Raw genomic sequence first — 23,963 nt, 5'->3', positions numbered from 1 at the left:
CATGGGTCAAGAGAAGCGTCGTCCGACGGACTTCATATACAACGGCATGCCCGCCAGGGAGCTGGGGGCCGACGGCTGGCACAAGCCGTGGAGCGGCACCAACGGCGGGAACTGTGTCGAGGCCATGAAGCTGGCCGACGGACGGGTGGCGCTGCGGCAGTCCACGGACCCCGACGGGCCCGCCCTGATCTACACCCCCCACGAGATCGAGACCTTCATCCGGGGCGCGAAGCGCGGCGAGGCGGACTTCCTCCTCGCCTGAGCCGGTCCGGCCCCGGGCCGTACAGCAGGGAGCCCCCCGTCCGCGCGGACGGGGGGCTCCCTGCTGTGGTGGCGCGGCGGCTCAGTGGTGGCTGCGCAGCGCCACTTCCTTGACGAACACGGTCAGCACGAGCGCCGCGAACGCGGCGGGCACCGCGTAGAGGAACACGTCGGCGACGCCGTGGCCGTACGCGTTCTCCAGCACCGTGCGCAGCGGCGCCGGGAGCGCGTCCATGTCGGGGATGCCGCCCCCCGCGCCCCCCGCGGCGGCGGGGTCGATACCCGCGTCGGCGAGGCCGTCCTTCGTGTACGAGGTGACCCGGTTGGCCAGCAGCGCGCCGAGGGCCGAGACGCCGATCGCGCCGCCGAAGGAGCGGAAGAACGCGACGACGGAGCTGGCCGAGCCGAGGTCCTTGGGCTCCACCTGGTTCTGCGTGGCGAGCACGAGGTTCTGCATCATCATGCCGATGCCCAGGCCCATCAGGGCCATGAAGACCGCGACGCGCCAGTAAGGGGTGTCGTACCGGATCGTGCTCAGCAGGCCCAGGGCGGCGGTCACCAGCACACCGCCGGTGACCAGCCAGTACTTCCAGCGGCCGGTGCGCGTGATGACCTGGCCCGAGACCGTGGACGACACGAACAGACCCGCGATCATCGGGATGGTCATCACACCGGACATGGTGGCGCTGCGGTCCCTGGCCAGCTGGAAGAACTGCCCGAAGTAGACGGTGCCCGCGAACATGGCGACGCCGATGAACAGCGAGGCCACCGACGTGAGCGTGATCGTCCGCACGCGGAAGAGCCGCAGCGGGATGATCGGGTCGCTGGCCCGGCTCTCGACCAGGAGGAAGAGCGCCCCGAGCACGAGCGAGCCGCCGACCATCAGCGCGGTGGTCCCGGACGCCCAGTCGTACTTGTCGCCCGCCAGGGTCACCCAGATCAGCAGCAGGGAGACGGCCGCGCTCACCAGCAGGGCGCCCGCCCAGTCGATGCGCACCTCGCGGCGGACGGTGGGCAGCCGCAGCGTGTGGTGCAGCACGAAGAGGGAGGCGATGGCGAACGGCACACCGATGTAGAAGCACCAGCGCCAGCCGAGGCCCGGCGTGTCGGTGAGGACGCCGCCGATCAGCGGGCCGCTGACGGTCGCGACCGCGAAGGTCGCCCCGAGGTAGCCGCTGTACCGGCCCCGCTCGCGGGGCGGGATCATCGCCGCCAGGATGATCTGCGACAGGCCGACGAGGCCACCCACGCCCAGACCCTGCACGACACGCACGGTGATCAGCATCGCGGGGCTCTGCGAGAGGCCGGCGACGATCGAGCCCGCCACGTAGATCACGATCGAGATCTGGATCAGCAGCTTCTTGCTGAACAGGTCGGCGAGCTTGCCCCAGATGGGCATCGACGCGGTCATCGACAGCAGCGTGGCCGTGACGACCCAGGTGTACGCGGACTGGCCGCCGCCCAGGTCGGAGACGATCTTCGGCAGCGCGTTCGTGACGATGGTGGAGGACAGGATCGCGGTGAACATGCCGAGCAGGAGCCCGGAGAGGGCCCGCATGATCTCCGAGTGCGTCATCGCCACAGGCGTGTCGGGCGGCGGCGGGGCTATGTCGGCCTGCGTCGTCGAGTCCTTACTGTGAGTGGTCACTTTCTCCCAATCGGTAGCAACTCGGACTCGACGATACGACAAGGTGCTTACTACACGTAAACAAATTGGGGAAAGCTTTAGCCAACGTGAACGCACCTGTTGAAGTCCGGCACATGCACCGGTAAGGTCCGCCCCCCTCAGTCGTCACCGCCGCGCCGGGAGCCCATCGGGGCGCGGACCAGCGTCTCGTCGGGGAAGCACCAGCGCCAGTCCTCGCCCGGTTCCAGCGACTGGATGATCGGGTGCCCCGTCTCCCGCGCGTGCGCGCTGGCGTGCCGAAGCGGCGAGTCGTCGCAGCACCCGACATGGCCGCAGGTGACGCACAGCCGCAGCTCCACCCACTCGCTGCCCGCCTCCACGCACTCGGGGCACACGTCGGTGTCCGTTTCCGTCACCCGGATCTGGTCCAGATGCGTGCAGGACGTGCTGATCGTCTCCTCCCGCACATAGCGCCAGCCCGGCCGCAGCAGCCAGTCCGGCATGAACCGGGCCAGGTACTGCGACTTCGCCGCGAGCAGCGGACTGAGGATCGCCAGCACCAGCACGTACAGCGCGACGAACGGGCCGATCCTGCGGTCGAGACCCGCGCCCATCGCCAGCGTCGCCAGGATCAGCGAGAACTCGCCGCGCCCCAGCACGGTCAGCCCGATGTTCGCCGCCCCCCGCTGGTTGAAGCCGAACAACCGCGCCGCCACGATCCCGGCCGACACGTTCGCCAGCACCGTCAGCGCGACCGCGGCCAGCACGGGGACGAGCACCGGGCCGAGATCCGCCACGTCGATCGTCAGCCCGAACGTCACGAAGAACACCGCCGCGAACACGTCCCGCAGCGGCAGGACGAGCCGCTCCACCCGTTCGTCCAGCTCGGTCCGCGACACCACCAGGCCGATCATCAGGGCGCCGATCGCGTCCGAGACCCCCACCTCCTGCGACAGCCCGGCCGACACGAGCACCAGCCCGATCGTCAGCACCGCGAGCAGCTCGTCCTCGCGGCTGCCGATCAGCCCCTGCACCGCCCGCGCCCCGAACCGCGCCACCGCGAAGAGCAGCAGCAGGAACCCGAAGCTGCGCAGCACGTCCCCGACCAGCTCGACCGGCCCGCCGCCGCCCGACAGGACGGGGGACAGCAGCGCCAGGTAGAACGCGAGGAACAGGTCCTCGATCACGATGACGCCCAGCAGCACCGGCGTCTCCGCGTTCGTCAGCCGGTGCAGCTCGATCAGCGACTTCGTGACGATCGCCGACGACGAGATGCCGAGCGCCCCCGCCACCACCAGCGCCTCGGGCCCGCCCCAGCCCAGGGCGAAGCCGAGCAGCAGCCCGGCGGACATGTTCAGCGCGATGTAGCAGCCCGCCGTCGCGAACAGCCGCCGCCCGCCGCCCACGACCTGGTCCACCGGGAACTCCACTCCGAGGTGGAACAGCAGCAGCACCAGGCCCAGCGCCGCCAGCAGCGACAGCTCCCCGGGATGCCCCACCAGCACCGGGCCCGGCGTCCCGGGACCCGTCACGATCCCGACGAGCATGTAGCACGGCACCGACGGCAGCCCGAACCGCCGCGCGCCCCGCGCGACCAGCCCGGCGAGCAGGACCGCGACCCCCAGACCCAGCAGGTCGGCCTCCGCCACCCGCCCGCTCTCAGTCCTCGAAGAAGGTGGCCGACAGCACCGCCGCCACCTTGCGCGCCTGCTCCTCCGCCAGCTCGATGACGGCCGTCGGGTCCGCCGACTCCGAGGCGAACACATAGAGGTCGCGCACCCCGCCCGACCGGATGACCACCGAGATCCGCTGGTCGGGACGCCCGAGGTCGATGTCGTACCGCTTCCCCACCCCCGGCAGCTCCTGGACGTGCACACCCTTGCCCATGACGGCTCCTCGCGTTCCGCTCGATCCCTGCGGCGACCCCGCCCCGCGTCCGCTACGCGCGGCGGTGTCCTGAACGCCCCGATTCTCACCCCCGCGCGCCCCGAAACCCGGCAGCCACCCGCCACAGGCCGCCACCGAGAGTGTCCGAGCCATTGGGTACGGTAGGGCGATCTTCGTCACCCGGCCGTGAAAGGACGCTCAGCGCATGGGAATCCGATGGCCGAGGCGACGCGGGCGGCTGCTCGCCGCCGCCACCGCCGCGCTCGCGGTGCTCGCGGGCGCCGGCACCTGGACCGTCCTCGCCGACGACGGGCCCGCCGTCCGCCGCTCCGACCTCGCGCTCGACCTGCCCGCCGGGCCGGGCGGGAACGGCACGGTCAGCATCGACGCCTCCTGGTTCACGGCCGACGACGGGGACGCGCGCCGCCCGGCCGTCCTCGTCGCCCACGGCTTCGGCGGCAGCAAGGACGACGTGCGCGACGAGGCCGAGGACCTCGCCCGCGCCGGGTACGCCGTCCTCACCTGGTCGGCGCGCGGCTTCGGCGCCTCCACGGGCCGCATCGGGCTCAACGACCCGGACGCCGAGATCGCCGACATCAGCGGCCTCCTCGACTGGGTCGCCGACCGCCCCGAGGTCCTCCTCGACGCCGACGGCGACCCCCGCGTCGGCATCACCGGCTCCTCCTACGGCGGCGCCGCGGCGCTGCTCGCCGCGGGCCACGACGACCGCGTGGACGCCATCGCGCCCCGGATCACGTACTGGGACCTCGCCGACGCCCTCTTCCCCGGCGGCGTCTTCAAGAGCCTGTGGGCCGGCATCCTCTTCACCACCGGCTCCACCGAGACGGGCGCCGCGGGCGAGACGGGCGAGGAGCCCGTCTCCGAGCCGGGCTGCGGCACGTTCACCGCCGACCTGTGCGAGCTGTACGAACGCGTCGCCGTCGCCGGGGCGCCCGACGACGCCGCCCTCGCGCTGCTCCACGACCGCAGCCCCGCCGCCGTCGCGGACCGCATCGACGTGCCCACCCTGATCACCCAGGGCCAGCACGACTCGCTCTTCCCCCTCGGCCAGGCCGACGCCATGGCCACCGCCATCGCCGCCAACGGCGCGCCCGTCTCCGTCGACTGGGTATGGGCCGGGCACGACGGCGGCGTCTCCGAGGCCGGGCGCACCGAGGGCCGTATCACCGACTGGTTCGACCGCTACCTGCGCGAGGACCCCGGCGCCGACACGGGCCCCGCCTTCCGCGTCACCCGCGTCACCGGCTTCGACTCCACCAACGGCGACACGCTCCTGCGCAGCGCGAGCGGCGGCCACTACCCCGGCCTCGGCGGCACCGAGGACGTCACCGTGCCGCTGGACGGCGACCCCGCCACCTTCGTCAACCCGCCGGGCGGCGCGCCGCCCTCCGTCTCCGCCGTCCCCGGGCTCGGCAACGTGGTGGGCAGCCTCGCGGGCATCGGCCTCGGCCTGTCGCTCGACTTCCCGGGCCAGTACGCCCAGTTCGACAGCGCACCGCTCGACCGGACCGTGCACGTCACCGGCTCGCCCACCGTCCGCGTCCGCGTCACCGCCGACACCCCGTCCGTCGTCCTGTTCGCGAAGCTCTACGACGTGTCGCCCGACGGCGGACAGCAGTCCCTGCCCGCCCAGCTCGTCGCCCCCGTCCGGCTCGACGGGACCGACGAAGGCGTCACCGCCGACCTCACCCTCCCCGCCATCGACTACCCCTTCGCCGACGGCCACCGCATGCGGCTCGTGCTGTCCACCACCGACATGGGCTACGCCTCCCCGGCCCAGCCCGCCACCGTCACCGCCGAGCCTGTGGGGGACGGCCTCTCCCTCCCCACCGCGCCCGAGGTGACCACCGGCGGCACCGGACTGCCCTGGTGGACCTGGGGACTGCCGCTCGCCGCCGTCGCCGTCGCGGCCGCCCTGCTGCTGACCGGCCGCCGCCCCACCTCCGCGCCGCCGCCCGACCCGCAGCTCGCCGACGTGCCGCTGCGCATCACCGGACTCAGCAAGCGGTACACGCGCTCCTCCGACCGGTACGCCGTGCGGGACCCCTCCTTCCAGGTCGCCCGCGGCCAGGTCCTCGGCCTGCTCGGACCGAACGGCGCGGGCAAGACGACCACCCTGCGCATGCTCATGGGGCTGATCACCCCGGACAGCGGCGAGATCCGCGTCTTCGGCCACGCCGTACGGCCCGGCGCGCCCGTGCTGTCCCGCGTCGGCGCGTTCGTGGAGGGCGCGGGCTTCCTGCCGCACCTCACCGGCCGCGCCAACCTGGAGCTGTACTGGCGCGCCACCGGCCGCCCCGCCGCCGACGCGCACCTGGACGAGGCCCTGGAGATCGCCGGCCTCGGCACGGCCCTCGACCGCGCCGTCCGCACCTACTCGCAGGGCATGCGGCAGCGCCTCGCCATCGCCCAGGCCATGCTCGGCCTGCCCGACCTGCTGATCCTCGACGAACCGACGAACGGGCTCGACCCGCCGCAGATCCGCGCCATGCGGGACGTGATGATCCGCTACGCCGCCGAAGGCCGCACCGTCATCGTCTCCAGCCACCTGCTGGCCGAGGTCGAGCAGACCTGCACGCACCTCGTCGTGATGGACGGCGGGCAGCTCGTCCAGGCGGGCCCGGTCGAGACCATCAGCGGCTCGGGGGACACCCTGCTGGTCGCCACCGAGGCGCCCGTCACCGACGAGCAGCTCGCCGAGGTCGCCGCCCTGCCCGGCGTGGCCGCCGCCGAACGCGGCGGGACCGGCCTGCTGGTCCACCTCGACGGCCGCACCGCCGCGGAACTGATCGCCGAACTGGTCCGCAGGGACATCCCGGTGAGCGGCGCGGGACCGTACCGCCGCCTGGAGGACGCCTTCCTGACCCTCATCGGAGGTGCCCGATGACCCCGCCCGCCATCCCGCAGCCGTCCGCACCGCCCCCCGCCGGGGGCGCGACCACGGCCCTGGACTCCGCGCCCGGCTACGCGCCGCGCCGCACCCTCCCGGTCCGCGTCGAGGCCGTACGGCAGCTCCGCCGCCGCAGGACCCTCGTCATCGCCGCGCTGCTCGCGCTGCTGCCGCCGGTCGTCGCCGTCGCGTTCGCGGTCGGCGGCACACCCGACGGTGGCGGCGAGTCCACCCTCGTGGACGCCGCCACAACGTCCGGGGTGAACTTCGCCGCCACCTGCTTGTTCCTGTCCGCCGGATTCCTCCTGGTCGTCCCCGTCGCGCTCTTCTGCGGGGACACCGTGGCATCCGAGGCAGGATGGTCCTCGCTGCGCTATCTGCTCGCCGCGCCCGTCCCCAGGTCGCGGCTCCTGCTGGTCAAACTGTGGGTGGCGCTGCTGTTCAGCGCCGCCGCCATGGTGCTGCTGCCGCTCGCCGCCCTGCTGGTCGGCACCGCCGCCTACGGCTGGGGCCCGCTCGCCCTGCCCACCGGCGGCAGCCTCTCCGCCGGGGACGCCACGGGCCGCATCGCCGTCACGGTCGCGTACCTCTTCCTGTCGCAGCTCGTGACGGCCGCGCTGGCCTTCTGGCTGTCCACGGTGACCGACGCGCCGCTCGGCGCGGTCGGCGGTGCGCTCGGCCTGACCATCGTCGGGTCCATCCTCGACGCCATCACGGCGCTCGGGGACTGGCGTGAATTCCTGCCCGCGCACTGGCAGTTCGCCTGGACCGACGCCTTCCAGCCCGAGCTGGAGTGGGGGGCCATGACCCGGGGCGTGTCCGTCTCGGTCACCTGCGCCGTCGTCTTCCTGGCGCTCGCCTTCCGGGCCTTCCGCACCAAGGACATCGTGTCGTGACGGGAGCGGGGGCCGGGTCCCGGGTCAGTCGACCCGGCCGCCACCGGCCTCGATGAGGTCGAGCAGTTCCTCGGCCGCGTGCTCCACCAGCTCGGGGCGGCCGGGCCGCACCAGCTTCCCGGCACGGTCGCCGTACCCGGGGGAGACGTTGTAGCGCGAGCCGTCGACCTTCATCGCGACGGTCATGCCGCCGGAGAAGCGCGCCTTGCCCGCCTCCACCTTGCTCATGGGCGCGCTGGCGATCAGGTGGCGGTCCGAGCCCAGCAGGTTCAGCACGCCGTCCTCGACGGTCACATATCCGTGCTGGGCGACCGGACGGATTCCCTTGCCGATCTGCACCTCGTCGAAAACCCTGGAGTACTTTCCGTCGGTCGTCATAACCTTTCTCCGATCTTCCGTCATCCGGAATCATCGGATACCCGCTTCTGCGTCCTGAAACCCGGCCGTCACTCCAGAACGGGTCCCCCGGCCGCCGCGTCGGCCCCGGGACCGGCCGGTCCGCGGAATTCCCCCGAGAGCTCCCGATCGCCGCTCACCAGCGTGAACGCGCCATCCTGACGCACCGTCACATCGACCGTGAGCGGGTGGTCCGCGTCATAGGTCCACGTGGCCAGATTCTCTCCCGCCTGGATCTCCAGGACCCCCGTCCCCGCCTCCCCGGCCGGGCTCCGCCCGTCCGCGCCGCTCCCGTCCACGAGCTGGATCAGTCCCACGGTCCCGATCCGCACCCGCGCCAGGCCCCGCGTCGCGTGCGGGCGGCCGATCGTGACGGCTGTCCCGGCCGCGACGGGGTACTCGACCACCACCGGCAGCCGGGACTCGTTGGTGACCGTGCCGAAACCCCACATGGCGTGCTCCTGTCCGCAGGGGAGGGTGAAGAGGGAAAGGTCTAGAGGGAAGGAAAGCCTCCCCCCGCGCCCGTCCGGTGCCCCGCCCGCCCGCCCCGGCCGGACGGCACTCCACCCCACCGGCCCAGCCCCCCGGACCCGACCGGCCCACACCTGCCGCGGTTCAGCGTACGCGCCGCCCCGCCAGCAGCTCCTCGAACAGGTCCTGCCAGCGGCGGCCGATCACCTCGGGCGCGTACCCCTGGACCGTCGCGAGCGCCGCGTCGCCCATCCGCGCGCGCAGCGCCTCGTCCGCCATCAGCCGCCGCATCGCCCCGGCGAGCCCGCCGACGTCCCCCGGCGGGACGAGCAGCCCGTCCGTGCCGTGCGTGAGCACGTCGGCCGGTCCCGTCGGGCAGTCGAAGCTCACCACGGGCACGGCGTGCGCCATCGCCTCGATCATCACCATCGGCAGCCCCTCGGCCCGTGAACTCAGCACGTAGAACGACGCCTTGGCGAGTTCCTCGTCCAACTGGTCGGTGCGGCCCATCAGGAACACCTGGTTGTAGAGGTGGTGCTCCTCGATGAGTTTCCGCAGCTGCTTGCGCCGGTCGCCCTCGCCGTAGATCCGCAGCTGCCAGTCGGGGAATCCGGCGGCCGCCTCCGCGAAGGCCGGGATCAGCAGGTCGAAACCCTTCTGCGGCCGCAGCCGCCCGGCCGCGACCGCGATATGCCCGACGCACGTCGAGGGCTTCTGCTTGAGGGAGTGCACCGCGTTCGGAATGCGCTCCACCCGCGCGCCGGGCGCCGCCGTCCGGTAGTCGTCCTGGTCCCGCTGGGTCAGGACGCTGACGGCCTCCATCCGCGGGTACCAGCGCGCGATCGCCGCCCGGACGTCGCCCTTGTGCACGCCCAGGTTCATGTGCTCCTGCGCGACGCGCACCACCCCGTGCGTCGCGAACCGTGCCGACAGCAGGTTCAGCGCCGGGCGCGTGGTGACGAGCACGCCGTCCGTCAGCTGGGCGAGGTAGGCCACGACCTTCTGTTCGAGACCGCGGTCGAACGCCCCGTAGCCGCTTTCGCCCGGCGGCACCCAGCGCGGCGGCCTGGCCGCGAGCCGCCCGGCCCGTCGGACGCGCAGCCGCCCCGCGATTCCCTGCCCCGGGCGCGGCGCCACCCGGCGCGTACCGGCCCGCCGGTCGTCCAGCGCGGTCAGCCGCACGCGGGGGTCGAGCGGGAAGTAGGGCCGGTCGGCGCGCCGCACGACGCTGACGACCCGCACGTCGTGCCCGGCGGCGGCCAGGGCGTTGGCCTGGGTGAAGACGGTGCGGATCGTCCCGCCCATCCCGTAGGCGTGCAGCAGCAGGTAACGGATCTTCATCGCGCCGGCCGAACCTCGACCGACAGGTTGTCCTTGACGGTGTAGTACGGCCTGACCAGCACCGCCGCGTCCGCCCTGGGGACCGACTGGCCCGGATACACCATGATCTCCTTCTTGCCGGTGATGCCGTCCAGGAGCCTGCCCGCCCGCAGCCGCGCGTCCGGCGCCGACAGCCAGACGTCCCAGTACGCGGGCACCCGCAGGTCCTCCGGCGCCAGGTCGGCCACCGGCAGCGACACGTCGAAGCGCGTGCCGTCCAGCGGCGCCGGGTAGCGCAGCCGCCAGGGACGGCCCCGGTCGTCGCGCAGCACGAACTGGAGCGACCAGTCCCCGGCCGCCGTGGTCAGCGCCCTGAGCCGGTCGAGCGCCCGCCGCCGCGGCGCGTGGCCGTTCAGCGCGCCCACCAGCCGCAGGCGCCCGTCGCGCGGCCACACCTCCGCGATCTCGGCATGCCCGCTCACCTGGCGACACCGCCGGGCTCGGGCGCGTACCCCCAGGCGTCGCAGACCTCCCGCAGGACGGCCGGCACCTCCTCGGCGTCCGGCAGGTCGCGGCCCGGCTGGACGCGCCCGGTGCGGATCTTCTCCCGCCAGTCGCCGAGCCCCTTCTCCAGCCCGTCGATCTCCCGCGCGCGCCCCGCGCCGTACTCGACCATGCCCGGCTCGAACTCCTCGCCGAGGAACGCGCACAGCTCCCGCAGCGCGCCCTCGGGGTCTCCGGTCAGCTCCTCGTACCTGACGGTGTGCCCCGGCAGCGCCGCGCGGGCGCGCTCGACGGCCCGCATGTACCGCAGCGCGTCGCACGCGGCCTGCTCGGGGTCGCGGCGCACCGGGTCGGCCTCGTGCCACGACCTGGCGATCGCGCCGGGGTGGCGCAGCAGGAAGACGAACCTGGCGTCGGGCCAGCAGGCGGCGAGCCGGTCGTGGACGAACGCGTTGCTCGGCGTCTTCTCGACGAGGCAGGACTTGCCCGAGCGCACCAGTTCCCGGTGCAGCACGCGGTCCCACAGCAGGTGTTCGAGATCGGCCTGGTGGAGGTCGAGGACGGACAGGGCCCGTTCGGCCAGCCGGGTCGTGCAGCGCACCTCCAGGCGGCGGAAGTGCAGCTCGTGCGGCGCGTGGAGGCGGGAGTGGGCGTTCAGTGTCATCCGCAGCAGTGTCGAGCCCGAGCGGACCGGGGCGATGATGAACACCGGGCGGCGCAGCAGCCGGTCCGTCTCCGGGTGCGCCGGGGGGCGGAACGGGGGCGGCTCGGGGCGCGCGGGCGGGACGGGCGTGCGGGCGGCGGGCTCCCGGACCGCCGGGGGGTGGACGCGGCAGACGCGGAATCCGGTCGCCGAGCCGAGTGCGGCATTGATTTTCCGTAGCAGAGTCATCGCGTATGTACCGAACACCAAGTGGGGTAAGAACAAGGGAATGTCATTCAGGCTTGTTCATACACCAGAAAGAGAGGCGCGGGAAAACCCCGCGTACTTCGGCGCGTTGGTGTGCCCGGCCCGTAAAGCGGAAATGCTCACTCGCGCGGGTGAATTGCCGCGCGAGTGAGCGAGGTGGGGAAAGGGGGCGGGGGAGTGGGCGCTGGGCCGGACGGGCGCCGCGCCCGGGGGTCAGTCCTCGCCCTCGAAGGCGTCGCCGATCTCGTCGACGATCTCCGCCGCGACGAAACCGCCGACGATGCCGGCCGCCACACCGGCCACCACGGCGCCGGCGCCGGGGCCGCGGTGCTCGTCGTGGTCGTGGCCCCCGTGACCGCCGTGGTACCCGTGGCCGCCGTGCTGCTGCCCGTACGACGGCTGGTGGCCGCCGGCGAGCTGCCGCACCCACGAGTCCACGAGCGCGGTGAAGTCGACGGCGCCGACGTCCCCGTGCCCGACGGCGAAGCGGTTCACCGCGTCGTGGCCGGACGAGAACCAGCCGCCGCGCTTGTCCGCCTCCAGCACCACTTCGAGGCCCGCCGGGGAGGCGATGAAGCTGATCTCGACCTCGCGCATCGCCCCCGCGTACTGCGCGGGCGGCGTCAGCTCGATCTCCTGGTAGAACGGCAGGGTCTGCCCGGTGCCGCCGATGCGGCCCAGCTCCAGGTCGGCGGACCTGAAGCCGAAGCCGAGCTGCCCGAACGCTTCGAGCACCGCCTCCTGGACGGGCAGCGGGCGGACCAGCAGCGGGTCGAGGTCGCCCTTGTCCACGGCGCCCGCCACCGCCAGCTCGGTCCGCACGCCGAGCACGATGCCGAGCGGCTGGCCGTACAGCTCGGTGATCGGCGTCTCCCACGGCACCGGCAGCGAGAACGGCACCTCGTACGACTGGCCCTCGGCCAGCCGGAAGCCGCCGCCGACGCGGGCGCGGTCGAAGACGACGACGCCCTCGCTCTCCCCCTCGTGCCCCTCCGCCTCGACACGGGCGATGAAGTCGAGGGTGATGTGGCTGATCTCCACGTCCGAGGTGCCGCCCCGGACGAGCACCCGGCCCGTCAGCACCGAGCCGGGCAGCACGGCCCCGCTGTCGAGGACCGTGTCCACCGAGGGGCCGCCCACGCCCATGGCCCCGAGCAGCCGTTTGAACACCATCCCGGTGTCTCCTTCATGTCGTTTCGCGCCGTCATGTCGTCGTGCGGCCGTCGCGCCGATCCGCGCCGGTGCCGTGCCGGGGCCAACTGTCGTGCCCCGCGCGGCCGGTGCCACGCTATCGCGCGCGCGTGCCGTCGCAGGCGAGGACGCCGGATCGCCCGCGGCGGTTCATTCCGGCACCGATCCGGTCCTTTCCGGCCGCCGGAGGACCGGAACCGCTGCGTGTCCGTACGGGTGCGGTCGGCACCGGTTCCCTGGAGATCGCCCATGAGTACGATGACCGTCGATGAGCCGAACAGGTGACGGACACGGTGGAACGGGCGGCCCCGCGGCCGGCACCGTCGCCGCACGCTGCCTGCTCGTCCTCGTCACGCTGCTGTGCGCCATCGGCCTGTGCTCGCCGGCCACGGCCGCCGGACACCCGGCCGCGGGACAGCCGCCCGCCAGGACCGAGATCCAGCCGCCCGCCGCCCTGGACGCCCCGGCGGACAGCTGCCACGGCGCGCCCGGGGCGGCGGTCAGCCCGGTCCTGCCGCTCCCCGTCGCGCTGCACGTCCCCCCGCAGGACCCGCCGCCGCCCGCCCTGCGGCCGGTCGCGGACGCCTGCGTGCACGGGCCGGTGCACGACGCCACACCGGCGGTGGACCTCCACCGGCTCCAGGTCCACCGGACGTGACGGGAAGTCCCGCGCCATCCGCCGTTCGACCGACCGCAACCCCCTCATCCGTGACAAGGACTTCCCCATGGGCACCAGCAAGACGAAGCGCGGCCCTGCCGCCGACCGCCGCGCGAAGATAGCCGAGGCGCGCCGCATCGAGCAGGCGCGCGACCGCCGCAACCGCATGCTCACCATCGTCGCGTGCGTCGTCATCCTCGCCGCCGTGGTCGGCGGCGGCGCCTGGCTCGTCGCCAGCACCGGCGGCGACGACGACGCCCCGTCCGGCGACGCCGCCACCGTCCAGGGCGAGCAGACCTGGTCGGACCTCGACCGCAACCACGTCGACGGCACCGTGGACTACCCGCAGACCCCGCCGGTCGGCGGCGACCACAACCAGGCCTGGATGAACTGCGACGGCGACGTCTACACCGAGGCGATACCGAACGAGAGCGCCGTCCACTCGCTGGAGCACGGCGCCGTCTGGGCCACCTACAACGAGTCCGCCACCGAGGCGGACATCGAGGCCCTGGGCGAGCGCGTCTCCTCCACCCCGTACTCCCTGCTGAGCCCGGTCGCCGAGCAGGAGAGCCCGGTCATGCTCACCGCCTGGGGCCACCAGCTCGGCGTGGACAGCGCGGACGACGAGCGGGTCGGCGAGTTCTTCGAGACGTACGTCCAGGGCCCGCAGACCCAGGAGCCGGGTGCCGCCTGCACCGGCGGGATCGGGCAGTGACCTCGGCCACGCGGCGCTGGCTGACGGCGGCGAGCGGCCTGGCGGCCGTCGCCGCCCTGCTGCTCGTGGTGCTCACCGCGTTCGCGCGCGCCGACTCGGGCCCGTCCGTGCCGGCGGAGGACTCGGCCGACGTGGGCTTCGCCCAGGACATGGCGATCCACCACCAGCAGGCGGTGGAGATGTCGTTCATCGTCAGGGACCGCACCGACGACGAGGAGGTGCGGCGGCTCGCCTACGACATCATCAACACGCAGGCGAACCAGCGCGGCATGATGCTCGGCTGGCTGGACAGCTGGGGCGCGCCGGTCGCCCCCGGCACCCCGCCGATGAGCTGGATGGACGACGGCGGGCACGCCCACCAGGGCGGGGACGGCGCGCTGATGCCGGGGATGGCGACCGACGCGCAGCTCGACGAGCTGCGGGCCGCCTCGGGGCGTGACGCCGAGGTGCTGTTCCTCCAGCTGATGACCGTGCACCACCGCGCGGGTGCCGAGATGGCCGAGGCCGGTGCCGAGCTGGCCGACACCGACGAGATACGGGACCTGGCCGCCGGGATGGCGCGTTCCCAGGAGTCGGAGATCGGCCTGATGACCGACCTGCTGACCGCCAGGGGCGCCACGGCGCCGCCCGCCTGACCCGCGGGGGCGGCGCCCCGCGTGCGCGGCGCCGCCCCTGAGGCGAGGATGGTCCGGTGGGCATCACCGTCACGGACAACGAGTACGCGAGCCGCTTCGAGGCCAGGGACGGCGACACCGTCGCGGGCTTCGCCGACTACCTGCGCGACGACCGGCTGGCCGTCTACCCGCACACCCAGGTGCGGCCGGAGTACGAGGGCCGGGGCATCGGCGGGGCGCTGGCCCGCGCCGCCCTGGAGGACGCGCGGCGGCGCGGGCTGCGTGCGCTGGTCGCCTGCCCGTTCATCGCGGACTGGCTCACACGCCACCCCGAGTACGACGACGTCGCCTTCGAGCCGGGCAGCGACGCCACCGACTGAGCCCGCGCGCGGCGCCGCTGGGCCAGGTGGCCGCCGTGCGATGCGCCATCGGGGACCTCTTCCGCGGGATCGGGCATACAACGTGTCGATATGCCCGGCTTTGTTGGTATGCAGGGTGCCGTGGTCCGGGAACCGGACCGATGCCCCTCGAATCGACGCGTGGAGAGCAAGTGAGCAAACCCAGACGCACCCGGCTCCGCAACCTGGCGTTCTCCGTGGCGGCCGCGGCGCTCACCGTGGGCGCCGTCCCGGCGGCACAGGCGGCGCCGGACGACGGCACGGGCGGGGACAAGGGCGGCTGCCACCACAAGTGCCCGTCGGAACCCGGCCCGCCCGGCCCGCCCGGACCCGAGGGCCCCGCGGGGCCCGAGGGCCCGGCAGGTCCTGAAGGCCCCGCCGGCCCGCCGGGAGCAGTGCTGCCGACCACGATCGTCACCGAGACCTTCGTCAACACCGACCCGGAGCAGAGCGAGTTCCCCGTGACCGCGACCTGCCCGGCCGGCACCACGGTCACCGGCGGCGGGTACAGCCAGGCGGGGGCGTACACGTTCCCCCGCGACAGCTACCCGAACGACGAGAACGGGTGGACCGTCTTCATCCAGGTCGGGTTCGACACCGAGGTGACGGTCTACGCCGTGTGCCTCCCCCTCACCGCGGAGCCCGCCTCCGGCGCTGCCTGATGCACGGCCCGCCGGGCGGCGGGGACCACCGTCCCCGCCGCCCGGTTCACTGGCCGCGCAGGCGGTCCAGCTGGCGGCGTTCGCGCTTCGTCGGCCGCCCCGCGCCCCGGTCCCGCAGTCCGGCGGGCGCGGGCGCCTCGACGCGCGGCGGGGGCGGCGGGCTGTTGTCCACGTAGCACTCGACGGCGACCGGGGCGCCCACGCGCTTGCTCAGCAGGCGCTTGACGACGACGATCCGCTCGCGTTCGCCCTGCCGCACCCGCACCTCGTCGCCCACCCGCACGTGCTGCGCGGGCTTGGCGCGCTCGTCGTTGATCCGCACATGGCCGCCACGGCAGGCCGTGGCCGCCGCGGAACGGGTCTTGGCGAGCCGCACGGACCAGATCCAGCTGTCCACCCGCACGCTGCCCTGGTCGGTGTGTCCCGGCTCCGGGCGGGGACGGTTCTCGGTCGTGGCCATACCGCCGACTCTAGGCGCTCCCCGGCCCGTGTCCCCCACCCCGGCGGCCGGGGCGGGGGACCGGAGGTCATGCCTGGATGTTGCCCGACCGGAAGTCGGCGACCTCCAGGATGTGCGCGGCCGGCGGCTCCACGACCTCGACCGGCTCGTTGAAGGCGCTCAGCCCGACCTCCATCGGCTGGCCGTTGTCCTCGCCGGTCATCAGCAGCGGGTACGGCTCGCCCTCGGTGGCGACCAGCATCGTCGACGGGCCGTCGGCGTTGTCCGCGTGCAGCTCGACGGCCGGGACACCGTCGTGCTCGGTGGTCTCCCCGATCGTCAGATCCTCGTCGGTGCCCGAGTCCTGGCTCACGTCGTCGAGTATGGCGTCCAGCGCGCACGCGCCGGACATCGTGGCCATCTCCGGGTCGTCGGCGGTGCCGTGCAGATAGCGGCCGTCGAGGAGGGCGACCAGCTCGGGGTCGGCGGCGCCCAGGCTGGTCCGCCAGAACTCGGCGTCCGGCTTCATCCAGACTTCCTCGCCGTTGCGCATGATGACCTCGGCGGTTCCCATGCCCGTGGCGCTCATCGAGCCCACACAGGACCCGGAACGGTCCAGGTGCAGGTCCACGGTCATGGTCTCGGACGCGGATCCGCCGCTCATGGCGAAGCGCACCGAGTCGACCGACACGAGCGCCTCCTGCGCGCGGTCCGAGATCTCCCGGGCCGTCAGCCCCTCCAGCGTCCCCAGGTCACCGCTGCCCGCGTCGTCACCTCCCGCGGCCGAGGACTCGCCGGCCTCGCCGAAGGGCCCGGGGCCGTCCTCCCCGCCCCCGTCCCCGCCGCAGGCGACAGTCAGCGCGGCGAGTCCCGCCACAGCCACGGCCACATGGACCCGGCGTCTCATCGATGACATGGATGGCATGGTGGTCCCCCCTGATCGTCCTCTTGAATACGTTGATCATACAAAGAGTTGTCGCGGCCCCCGCGCCGCGGCCCCGCGGACCGCGTTCACCCGCCGGGGCCCTCTGCCCGGGTGTCCGGCCGGTGGCGGCGCAGGGCGCTGGGGGTGGTCCCGTAGGCGGCGCGGAACCGGCGGGTGAAGTGGCTGTGACTGGTGAACCCGCACCGGGCGGCGAGGGCCCCGACGGACAGGTGGGCCCAGCGGGGGTCGCCGAGCATGTGGCGGGCGCGTTCGAGGCGTTCGGTGATCAGCCACTGCTCCAGGCCGATGCCGGCGCGCGCGAGGACGGCGTAGAGGTGGCGCACGGAGACGTGGTGCGCGTGGGCGATCCGCTCCGGCGTCAGGTCGGGATCGGTCAGGTGGCGGCGGGCGTAGGCCATGACGCGCGTGGGGAGGGAGTCGTCCATCGTGCCGCGGACGCGCGCGTCGTCGGCGTTCCAGGCCGCCGACGTCAGCAGGGCGCGCACCAGCTCGACGGTCGTACGGGACAGGGCGGCGGCGCCGGGATCGGCCTGGAGGCGCTCCGGCTCGTGGAAGAGGCATCGCAGGTGGGACAGGACCAGGCCGTGCAGGGGGCTGGCGCGCAACCGCAGCGAGGCGTGGACGACGGCCTCCACCGGCAGGCCGAGGTCGGCCATGTCGAGGGTGACGGCACGGGACGCCCCCTGGCCCGACCACCCGTAGGCGCGCGGGGCCAGTTCGTGGAACACGCAGATGTCCGACGGCCCCAGCACGCGCTGCCGCCCGCCCGTCTCCGCCCGGTGCGTCCCCCGGGTCTGGAGGGACACCGACACCACCGGCCGGTCGCGGTGGCGGCGGACGTGCCAGGCCGTGCGCCGGACCTCGAAACCGGTGCTGCGCATGTCGAACAGGTCGAGGCCGCCGATGCGCCAGCCCTCGAAACGCGCCCGCATGCCGGTGTCGGGTTCCTCGTGCCGGATGCGGTTCGGCACCGAGGTGTCGGTCATCGCGTGGTGGAAGGCCTCGACCCGCTCGCGCGGCGGGACGCCGTCCAGGTCGAGCAGCAGCACGGCGCCCCCCATCGGCCCGTTCGAACGGTCCGGCACATTCTCCCCGGCGACCGGACTCCCGGCATCCCGCACGCAGGGGCCAGAGCCGTGCGTCCGGAGGCAAGGACGGCCACCGCTTCCGGGCGAGACTGCGAGCGTTCCCGGTACGCCCTACTCCTGCGGAGACTTCCCATGAACCGTTCCCGGTCCGTCCGCGTGGCCGCCACCTCCCTCGCCGCCGCCGCGCTGCTGTCCCTGGCCGCGCCCGCCGCCCAGGCCGGTACCGCCGACTACAGCCAGGCGTGCCGCGGCGAGGTGGCGGAGGCGCGGGCCTGGCTGACCAGCCTGGGCCACAACCCGCACACCAACGACCCCAAGGTCGTGCGGCAGAAGCTCGTGGATCTCGTTCCGCTGGTCAGCGGCCAGGTGGCCGCCGTGCTCTACGACCACGAGGCGGACATCTACCGGGAGTGCTTCCAGTGACCGGCCGGTCACCGCGCCGGTAGTACCCGGACCCTCCGCGCACCGGACGCGCGGAGGGTCCGGCCGCTCGTGGCGCCCGGATTCGGCGCCACGTGCCACGCGTCAGGTGTCCCGGGGGCCGGTGGAGGCGCGCCAGTGGATGGTGGTGGGGAGGGTGACGGGCCCGGCCGGGGGTGCGTCCCCGCCGTCGCCGACGTCCGCCGCGCCGAGCATGCGGATCAGCAGCCGGGCGCACTCGCGGCCCAGTTCGCGCGGGCGCATGTCCACGCCGGTGATCGCCGGGCTCGTCGCCGACAGGACGCGGCTCTCGGCGCAGCAGGCGAGCAGGACGTCCGTGCCGGGTGAGCGGCCGTGGGTCCGCAGCGCGGCGAGGGCGCCCAGGGCGATCGGCTCGGAGGAGACGATCAGCAGGTCGGTGCCCGGCTCGGCGGTCAGCAACTCGTCCACTTGGGCCTCGTGTTCGGGGACCGAGGGGTTGCCGAAGCGGCTCCGCCGCGTCGCGCCGCGCAGCCCGTGCGCCGCGCACCAGGCGGTGAACTCGGCGCGCAGGACCTCGCCCCACCCGCTGTTGGCGTCGGGGCCGAGCAGCGCGGGGCGGCGTACGCCCCGGGCGAGCGCGTGGTCGAGGATCTCGCGCAGCGCGCTGCCGTGGTCGGCGGCGACGACGGGGCAGGCGGGCATGCCGGGCGGCAGGTTCTCGCCCGCGACGACGGGCAGCCCGGAGTTGAGCAGTTCGTGGGCGCGCAGGTCGTCGGCGATGGGGTCGGCGATGATGACGCCGTCCACGCGCGGGACGCGGTTCCTCGGCACCTGGGGGTTGCTGTTGAGGAGCGTCAGGTCGTAGTCGTCCGCCTGGGTGCCGTCCAGGACGCCGGTGACGAAGTCGCGGAAGTAGTCGGAGGCGAACCGGTCGCCGGAGTGCACATGGTGCACCGCGATGGACTTCAGCTGCCCCGTGCGCAGACCGCGCGCGACCGCGTTCGGCCGGTAGTTGAGCACCTGGGCCGCGCGGACGACCGACTCGCGGGTGGCGGCGGTCATGCGGCCCCCGCCGGACAGCGCCTCGGACGCCGTGCTCGGCGACACGTTCGCGGCGCGGGCGACGTCCTTGAGCGTAACGGTCTGGCGCCTCATGGTGCTCATCATACGAGCGCCACGGGGTGGTGCCGTCCGGCATGTGAACGCGGCCGACGCGCCATCAGGGCAGTTGTCCGGCGCGCCTCCTGTTACAGGAGTGCTAACACCCGGGGTCGGTCCCGCGTCCTGCGCGCGGTCCGCCGCCCGGCTGTGTAAACACCGTCCTCCGCACGCCGCAGACCATTGACGAATCGATTCGGCAGTTCCTACTTTCTGTGCCTGCCACCCCGCACCTGAGAGGGTCCATGACTGAGCACACGCACCACGCGCACGACGAGCAGCACGGCCACCACCACCCCGACTTCGGCGAGGGCTTCTGGCAGCAGCCGCCGCGCCTCGGCAGCGGCCTGGAGGGCCACGGCGCGGTGGACGACTGGAACGTCGGCCGCAAGCCGGGCCCGATCTTCGTCAACCGCCGTGCGGAGGGCGGCTTCTCCGGCATCCAGACGTTCGCCAAGCTGCCGGTCTGCCTGACCCCCGAGGACCTCGTCGCGGGCAAGATGGACGTCGCGGTCTGCGGTGTCCCGTGGGACGCCACCGCGTCGGGGCGCAGCGGCACCAACCACGGTCCGATGGCCATCCGTTCCTGCGACTACAAGGGCGGCTACGGCAGGCCGCACTTCTCGCTCGACGTCCACGTGGACGCGTTCGAGGTGCTCAACGTCTGCGACTACGGCGACGCGCCCATCAAGGTGGGCAACACCTGGGCGACGTTCGAGGACATCCGCAAGTTCGTCGGCACCATCGTCGACTCAGGGGCCATCCCGATCATCCTCGGCGGCGACCACGCCACCACCTGGCCGTCCGCCACCGCCCTCGCCGACCACTACGGCTACGGCAAGGTCGGCATCGTCCACTTCGACGCGCACGCCGACACCGGCCCGGACTCGCCCGGCACCCTCGCCAGCCACGGCACCCCGATGCGTAAGCTCATCGAGAGCGGCGCCGTCCCCGGCAAGAACTTCGTGCAGGTCGGCCTGCGCGGCTACTGGCCCGACCAGGAGGTCCTCGACTGGATGGGCGAGCGGCAGATGCGCACGCACTTCATGGCCGAGATCAACCGCGACGGCTTCGACAAGGTCCTCGAACGCGCCGTGGACGAGGCGCTCGACCAGGCCGACCACCTCTACATCTCCCTCGACATCGACGTGGCCGACCCCGCCTACGCGCCCGGCACCGGCACCCCGGAGCCCGGCGGTCTGACCAGCATCAACGTGCTCACCGCCGTCCGCCGCCTCGCCGCCGAGGTCGGCATCGTCGGGATGGACGTCGTCGAGGTCAGCCCGCCCTACGACGACCGGGGCGAGATCACCGCGCTGCTCGCCAACCGCGCCGTCCGCGAGGCGCTCACCGGCATCGCCATGCGCCGCAAGGGCCTCACCGAGCCCGACTACCTGCACCCCACCGCCCTCGGCCCCGGCCACTCCCGCGCCCTCCGCCACACCGCCGCCGCCGCCGACCCCGGCAACCCCGCCTGACCCCGCCGTCCCTCCGCCGAACTGCCCCGTCAGGAGCGCCCATGCACCGTCGTCCCCTCCCGGGCCCGGCCCGCGCGTCCGCCGCCGCCGCGCTCGCCGCGTCCCTCGTCCTGACCGTGGCCGCCTGCGGCGGCGGCGCCTCCGCGAGCGGCTCGTCCGCCCCGACCGACGGCGTGCTGACGATCGGTCTCCTCAACGACATAGGCCAGCCGCCGGACCCCGACGTCTACTACTCCGGCAACGGCCTCGCCCTCACCACCAACATCTACGAGGGCCTGGTCCGCTACGAGCCGGGCGTCGACGAGTCCACCATCGGCCCCAGCCTGGCCACGGAGTGGGAGGTCTCCGAGGACAACACCACCTACACCTTCACGCTCCGCCCCGACGTCACCTTCCACGACGGCACGCCCTTCACCTCCGCCGCCGTCCAGGCCTCCTTCGACCGCCGCGCCGCCGTCGGCGCCGGCCCGGCGTACATGGTGGACGGCATCGCGTCCGTCGAGACCCCCGACGACCTGCACGTCGTCATCACCCTCGAACGCCCCAACGCCGTCTTCCTCGACTACCTCGCCTCCCCCTACGGCCCGCGCATGATCAGCCCGACGGTCCTGGAGGAGCAGGCCGGGGACGACTTCGCCCAGACCTACCTGTCCACGCACGACGGCGGCACAGGACCGTACGAACTCACCACCGCCCGCGTCGGCGAGCGCTACGGCATGACGGCCTACGAGGACTACTGGGGCGGCGAGCCCGACTTCACCTCCGTCGAACTGCCCGTCTACACCGACACCTCCGCCATGCAGCTCGCCCTCGACAACGGCGACCTGTCCGCGATCATCGGCGCCGTGCCCTCCGCCTCCCAGGAGCGGTACGTGAACGACGACACGCTCCAGGCGTACAGCCTCCCGTCGTTCCAGGTCGGCGTCCTCTACATGAACCCCAACCGCCCCTTCCTCGCCACGGCCGAGGCGCGCCGCGCGATGTTCGACGCCGTGGACTGGGACACGATCATCGACCAGGTCGTCACCTACAAGGCCGAGCCCGCCACCGGCGTCTTCTCCCGCGGCGCGATACCCGGCGGCGCCGACACCCGCGAGACCGTCCACGACCCGGCGGCGCTCGAACAGTACGTGGCGAGCCTCCCCGCCGCCGAGAAGAAGGTCGTCATCGGCCACAACGCGGGCAGCGCCGACGACGCGCAGGTCGCCAACCTGATCGCCGCCCAGCTCCAGGGCATGGGCGTGGACGCCACCATCACCGGCTACCAGACGTCCCAGGTCTTCGGCTCCTTCGCCGCCGACCCGGCCGAGGCCCCCGACCTCTACATCGCCTCCGGCACCTGGCCCGACGCCAGCAACCCCTACATGTACGGCCACGTGTTCTGGGACCAGGACGGCGGCCTCAACTTCCTCCAGTGCACCGACGACGAGGCCACCGCGCTGCTCGCCGAAGGCCTGGCCACCGGCGACACCGACACCTACCTCGCCGCCGGGCAGGCCATCACCGACGCCGCCTGCACCCCGTCCTGGGCGTACGTCAACGACTTCGTCGTCACCCAGCCGTGGATCGGCGGCGTCGAGGAGTCCCACAGCATCGCCGAGCCCTACACCCTCGACTTCAACACCCTGACCCTCCAGGACACGGGAGCGTCGGAGTAGTGCTCGCCCCCGCCCCCGTCCGCACCCGCCTCCGGGACCTGCCCGCGAGCTTCTGGTGGCTGTGGCTGGCCGTCCTCGTCACCTGGACCGGGCGCTTCGTCGTCCCGTTCATGACGCTCTTCCTCACCAAGGACGCCGGTCTCTCCGTCTCCGAGGCGGGCCTGATCGTCTCCGGTTACGGGGGCGGGGTCGTGGTCTCCACCCTGGTCGGCGGCGTCCTGGCCGACGTGGTCGGGCGCCGCCGCACCCTGGTCGGCAGCGTGGTCGCGTCGGCCGCCACCATGACGGTCATCCCGTCCTTCCCGCAGCCGGCCACGATCGCGGCGCTCCTGTTCCTCTTCGGCCTGGTGAACGGCGCCGCGCAGCCCGCCGTCGCCGCCCTCATCACCGACCTGGTGCCCGCGGTCCACCGGCGCGCCGCGTTCGCCTACAACTACTGGGCCGTCAACCTCGGCTTCGCCCTCGGCCCGCTGCTCGCCGGGTTCATCGCCGACCGGGCGTTCTCGCTCCTCTTCTACGCGCAGGCGGCGGTCCTGCTCACCTCGGCCGCGATCGTGCTCGGCGGCGTGCGGGACGTATACGTTCCGCAGCGCCGCCGGCGCGCCACGGCCGGTCCCGCCCCCGCCGCGGGCGCCCGGCTGCGGGACGTGCTGAGCGACCGGGTGTTCATGTCGTTCGTCGCCGTGATGTTCGTCTACTGCGTCGTCTACGTGCAGTCCACCGTCTCCCTGCCCGTCGCGATGACGGACCAGGGCTTCACCACCCAGCAGTACGGCCTGCTGCTCACCCTCAACGGCATCCTGCTGTGCGCCCTCCAGATCCCCACGGCCCGGCTGTTCGCCCGCTGGCGGCGCGAACTCACGCTCTGCGCCGCGATGGTGGTCACCGCGGTCGGCGTCGGCCTCCAGGCGTTCGCCGACAGCTGGGTGCTGTACGCGGTGGCCGTCAGCGTCTGGACCCTGGGCGAGATGGGCGGCCACCCCTCCGCCCAGTCCATCGCCGCCGACATGTCGACCCCGGCCGCCCGCGGCCGCTACCTCGGGACGTACGCCCTCGCCTTCTCCTCGGCCACCATGGTCGGGCCGCTCGTCGGCGGCGGCGTCGTCCAGTTCGCGGGCAGCGCGGCGCTGTGGTCCGGCTGCGCCGTCGTCTGCCTGGCGATCGCCCTCGTCCTCCTCCTCACCGCACCGTCGCGCGAGGCCCGCGTCGTCCGCGCCCAGACCGGCGAGGACGCCGGACCCGACGCGCGGCACGCCGCCGCACCCGGCGCCCTGCCCGACGCGGGGACGCCCGCCGACCGGACCGGCCCGTAGACGCGCCCGCCCGGCCCTTCGAACGCACCGATTCCCCGACAGAGGGAAACCCGCGATTGC

25 protein-coding genes are annotated in these 23,963 nt (G+C 73.4%); 12 read left to right on the top strand and 13 right to left on the bottom strand.

Annotated features, from left to right (window positions below; genetic code table 11):
- The first annotated feature begins 1 nt into the window (after position 1).
- On the top strand, positions 2-262 hold the full coding sequence (locus ACIBPC_RS14280; protein ID WP_362962873.1) for a DUF397 domain-containing protein: 261 nt from the start codon (positions 2-4) through the stop codon (positions 260-262).
- An 81-nt stretch (positions 263-343) separates the two neighbouring features.
- Here ACIBPC_RS14280 and ACIBPC_RS14275 read toward each other — a convergent pair whose 3' ends face one another.
- From ACIBPC_RS14275 to ACIBPC_RS14265, 3 genes are all read right to left on the bottom strand, one after another.
- The gene (locus tag ACIBPC_RS14275) at positions 344-1,837 is read right to left on the bottom strand and encodes an MDR family MFS transporter (protein ID WP_362963095.1); all 1,494 of its coding nucleotides are present in this window, start codon (positions 1,835-1,837) and stop codon (positions 344-346) included.
- Positions 1,838-2,046: 209 nt separating this feature from the next.
- Entirely contained in the window at positions 2,047-3,537 is a 1,491-nt protein-coding gene (locus ACIBPC_RS14270; protein ID WP_362962875.1) for a cation:proton antiporter, read from the bottom strand.
- Positions 3,538-3,547: 10 nt separating this feature from the next.
- Positions 3,548-3,775, bottom strand: a complete 228-nt coding sequence (locus ACIBPC_RS14265; RefSeq protein ID WP_362962877.1) for a potassium transporter TrkA — start codon at positions 3,773-3,775, stop codon at positions 3,548-3,550.
- Positions 3,776-3,980: 205 nt separating this feature from the next.
- Between ACIBPC_RS14265 and ACIBPC_RS14260 the strand changes: the two genes are divergently transcribed.
- Together ACIBPC_RS14260 and ACIBPC_RS14255 are read left to right on the top strand one after the other, a co-directional pair.
- Positions 3,981-6,683 carry an alpha/beta fold hydrolase gene (locus ACIBPC_RS14260; RefSeq protein WP_398844147.1) on the top strand — a complete coding sequence of 901 codons (2,703 nt, stop codon included), beginning with the start codon at positions 3,981-3,983 and terminating at the stop codon, positions 6,681-6,683.
- Positions 6,680-7,582 (top strand): ABC transporter permease subunit, encoded by a 903-nt coding sequence (locus ACIBPC_RS14255; RefSeq protein WP_362962881.1) that lies wholly within the window; start codon positions 6,680-6,682, stop codon positions 7,580-7,582. The genes ACIBPC_RS14260 and ACIBPC_RS14255 overlap by 4 nt, the downstream gene beginning before the upstream one ends.
- A gap of 24 nt (positions 7,583-7,606) precedes the next feature.
- On the opposite strand, the gene ACIBPC_RS14250 is transcribed toward ACIBPC_RS14255, so the two are convergent.
- The 6 genes from ACIBPC_RS14250 to ACIBPC_RS14225 all read right to left on the bottom strand — a co-directional run bounded on the left by ACIBPC_RS14250 (position 7,607) and on the right by ACIBPC_RS14225 (position 12,356).
- On the bottom strand, positions 7,607-7,960 hold the full coding sequence (locus ACIBPC_RS14250; protein ID WP_362962883.1) for a hypothetical protein: 354 nt from the start codon (positions 7,958-7,960) through the stop codon (positions 7,607-7,609).
- Between the two features lie 68 nt (positions 7,961-8,028).
- The gene (locus ACIBPC_RS14245; RefSeq protein WP_362962885.1) at positions 8,029-8,430 is read right to left on the bottom strand and encodes a hypothetical protein; all 402 of its coding nucleotides are present in this window, start codon (positions 8,428-8,430) and stop codon (positions 8,029-8,031) included.
- 163 nt (positions 8,431-8,593) lie between these two features.
- Positions 8,594-9,790 carry a glycosyltransferase family 4 protein gene (locus ACIBPC_RS14240; RefSeq protein ID WP_362962887.1) on the bottom strand — a complete coding sequence of 399 codons (1,197 nt, stop codon included), beginning with the start codon at positions 9,788-9,790 and terminating at the stop codon, positions 8,594-8,596.
- The gene (locus tag ACIBPC_RS14235; protein WP_398844144.1) at positions 9,787-10,251 is read right to left on the bottom strand and encodes a hypothetical protein; all 465 of its coding nucleotides are present in this window, start codon (positions 10,249-10,251) and stop codon (positions 9,787-9,789) included. The genes ACIBPC_RS14240 and ACIBPC_RS14235 overlap by 4 nt, the downstream gene beginning before the upstream one ends.
- Entirely contained in the window at positions 10,248-11,165 is a 918-nt protein-coding gene (locus tag ACIBPC_RS14230) for a sulfotransferase family protein (RefSeq protein ID WP_398844141.1), read from the bottom strand. The genes ACIBPC_RS14235 and ACIBPC_RS14230 overlap by 4 nt, the downstream gene beginning before the upstream one ends.
- Before the next feature lie 231 nt (positions 11,166-11,396).
- A complete protein-coding gene (locus ACIBPC_RS14225) occupies positions 11,397-12,356 on the bottom strand; it encodes a sporulation protein (protein WP_362962893.1) in 960 nt (319 codons plus the stop codon).
- Between the two features lie 286 nt (positions 12,357-12,642).
- On the opposite strand from ACIBPC_RS14225, the gene ACIBPC_RS14220 reads away from it, so the two are divergent.
- The 5 genes from ACIBPC_RS14220 to ACIBPC_RS14200 all read left to right on the top strand — a co-directional run bounded on the left by ACIBPC_RS14220 (position 12,643) and on the right by ACIBPC_RS14200 (position 15,421).
- Positions 12,643-13,032: a hypothetical protein gene (locus ACIBPC_RS14220; protein WP_398844139.1), complete on the top strand. Its 390-nt coding sequence runs from the start codon at positions 12,643-12,645 to the stop codon at positions 13,030-13,032.
- Between the two features lie 67 nt (positions 13,033-13,099).
- A complete protein-coding gene (locus ACIBPC_RS14215; RefSeq protein ID WP_398844136.1) occupies positions 13,100-13,747 on the top strand; it encodes a DUF3105 domain-containing protein in 648 nt (215 codons plus the stop codon).
- A complete protein-coding gene (locus ACIBPC_RS14210; protein WP_398844133.1) occupies positions 13,744-14,382 on the top strand; it encodes a DUF305 domain-containing protein in 639 nt (212 codons plus the stop codon). The genes ACIBPC_RS14215 and ACIBPC_RS14210 overlap by 4 nt, the downstream gene beginning before the upstream one ends.
- A gap of 56 nt (positions 14,383-14,438) precedes the next feature.
- Positions 14,439-14,741 carry a GNAT family N-acetyltransferase gene (locus ACIBPC_RS14205; protein ID WP_362962899.1) on the top strand — a complete coding sequence of 101 codons (303 nt, stop codon included), beginning with the start codon at positions 14,439-14,441 and terminating at the stop codon, positions 14,739-14,741.
- A gap of 170 nt (positions 14,742-14,911) precedes the next feature.
- The gene (locus tag ACIBPC_RS14200; protein WP_362962901.1) at positions 14,912-15,421 is read left to right on the top strand and encodes a hypothetical protein; all 510 of its coding nucleotides are present in this window, start codon (positions 14,912-14,914) and stop codon (positions 15,419-15,421) included.
- Between the two features lie 46 nt (positions 15,422-15,467).
- Here the strand turns inward: ACIBPC_RS14200 and ACIBPC_RS14195 are convergent, their stop codons facing one another.
- The 3 genes from ACIBPC_RS14195 to ACIBPC_RS14185 form a co-directional block, all read right to left on the bottom strand.
- Complete coding sequence (locus tag ACIBPC_RS14195; RefSeq protein WP_398844130.1) at positions 15,468-15,881, bottom strand: RNA-binding S4 domain-containing protein; 414 nt, start codon at positions 15,879-15,881, stop codon at positions 15,468-15,470.
- A 67-nt stretch (positions 15,882-15,948) separates the two neighbouring features.
- Entirely contained in the window at positions 15,949-16,776 is an 828-nt protein-coding gene (locus ACIBPC_RS14190; RefSeq protein WP_398844127.1) for a hypothetical protein, read from the bottom strand.
- Between the two features lie 95 nt (positions 16,777-16,871).
- Complete coding sequence (locus ACIBPC_RS14185; protein ID WP_398844125.1) at positions 16,872-17,891, bottom strand: AraC family transcriptional regulator; 1,020 nt, start codon at positions 17,889-17,891, stop codon at positions 16,872-16,874.
- 135 nt (positions 17,892-18,026) lie between these two features.
- Here ACIBPC_RS14185 and ACIBPC_RS14180 point away from each other — a divergent pair, with 135 nt between their 5' ends.
- A complete protein-coding gene (locus ACIBPC_RS14180) occupies positions 18,027-18,317 on the top strand; it encodes a hypothetical protein (RefSeq protein ID WP_398844122.1) in 291 nt (96 codons plus the stop codon).
- A gap of 102 nt (positions 18,318-18,419) precedes the next feature.
- On the opposite strand, the gene ACIBPC_RS14175 is transcribed toward ACIBPC_RS14180, so the two are convergent.
- Positions 18,420-19,451 (bottom strand): LacI family DNA-binding transcriptional regulator, encoded by a 1,032-nt coding sequence (locus ACIBPC_RS14175; RefSeq protein WP_398844119.1) that lies wholly within the window; start codon positions 19,449-19,451, stop codon positions 18,420-18,422.
- Between the two features lie 248 nt (positions 19,452-19,699).
- Here ACIBPC_RS14175 and speB point away from each other — a divergent pair, with 248 nt between their 5' ends.
- Genes speB through ACIBPC_RS14160 form a run of 3 tightly spaced genes read left to right on the top strand, consistent with a single transcriptional unit; the run spans position 19,700 to position 23,903 of the window.
- Entirely contained in the window at positions 19,700-20,932 is a 1,233-nt protein-coding gene (speB, locus tag ACIBPC_RS14170) for an agmatinase (protein ID WP_398844116.1), read from the top strand.
- Positions 20,933-20,973: 41 nt separating this feature from the next.
- The gene (locus ACIBPC_RS14165) at positions 20,974-22,590 is read left to right on the top strand and encodes an ABC transporter substrate-binding protein (RefSeq protein WP_398844113.1); all 1,617 of its coding nucleotides are present in this window, start codon (positions 20,974-20,976) and stop codon (positions 22,588-22,590) included.
- Positions 22,590-23,903, top strand: coding sequence for an MDR family MFS transporter (locus ACIBPC_RS14160; RefSeq protein WP_398844110.1), 1,314 nt, complete (start codon positions 22,590-22,592; stop codon positions 23,901-23,903). Before ACIBPC_RS14165 ends, ACIBPC_RS14160 begins: the two co-directional genes overlap by 1 nt.
- The last annotated feature ends 60 nt before the right edge of the window (positions 23,904-23,963 follow it).

The sequence above is a fragment of the Streptomyces sp. NPDC049879 genome (assembly GCF_044461265.1).
Lineage (GTDB): Bacteria > Actinomycetota > Actinomycetes > Streptomycetales > Streptomycetaceae > Streptomyces.
This window is presented reverse-complemented; position numbering and strand designations above follow the sequence as displayed.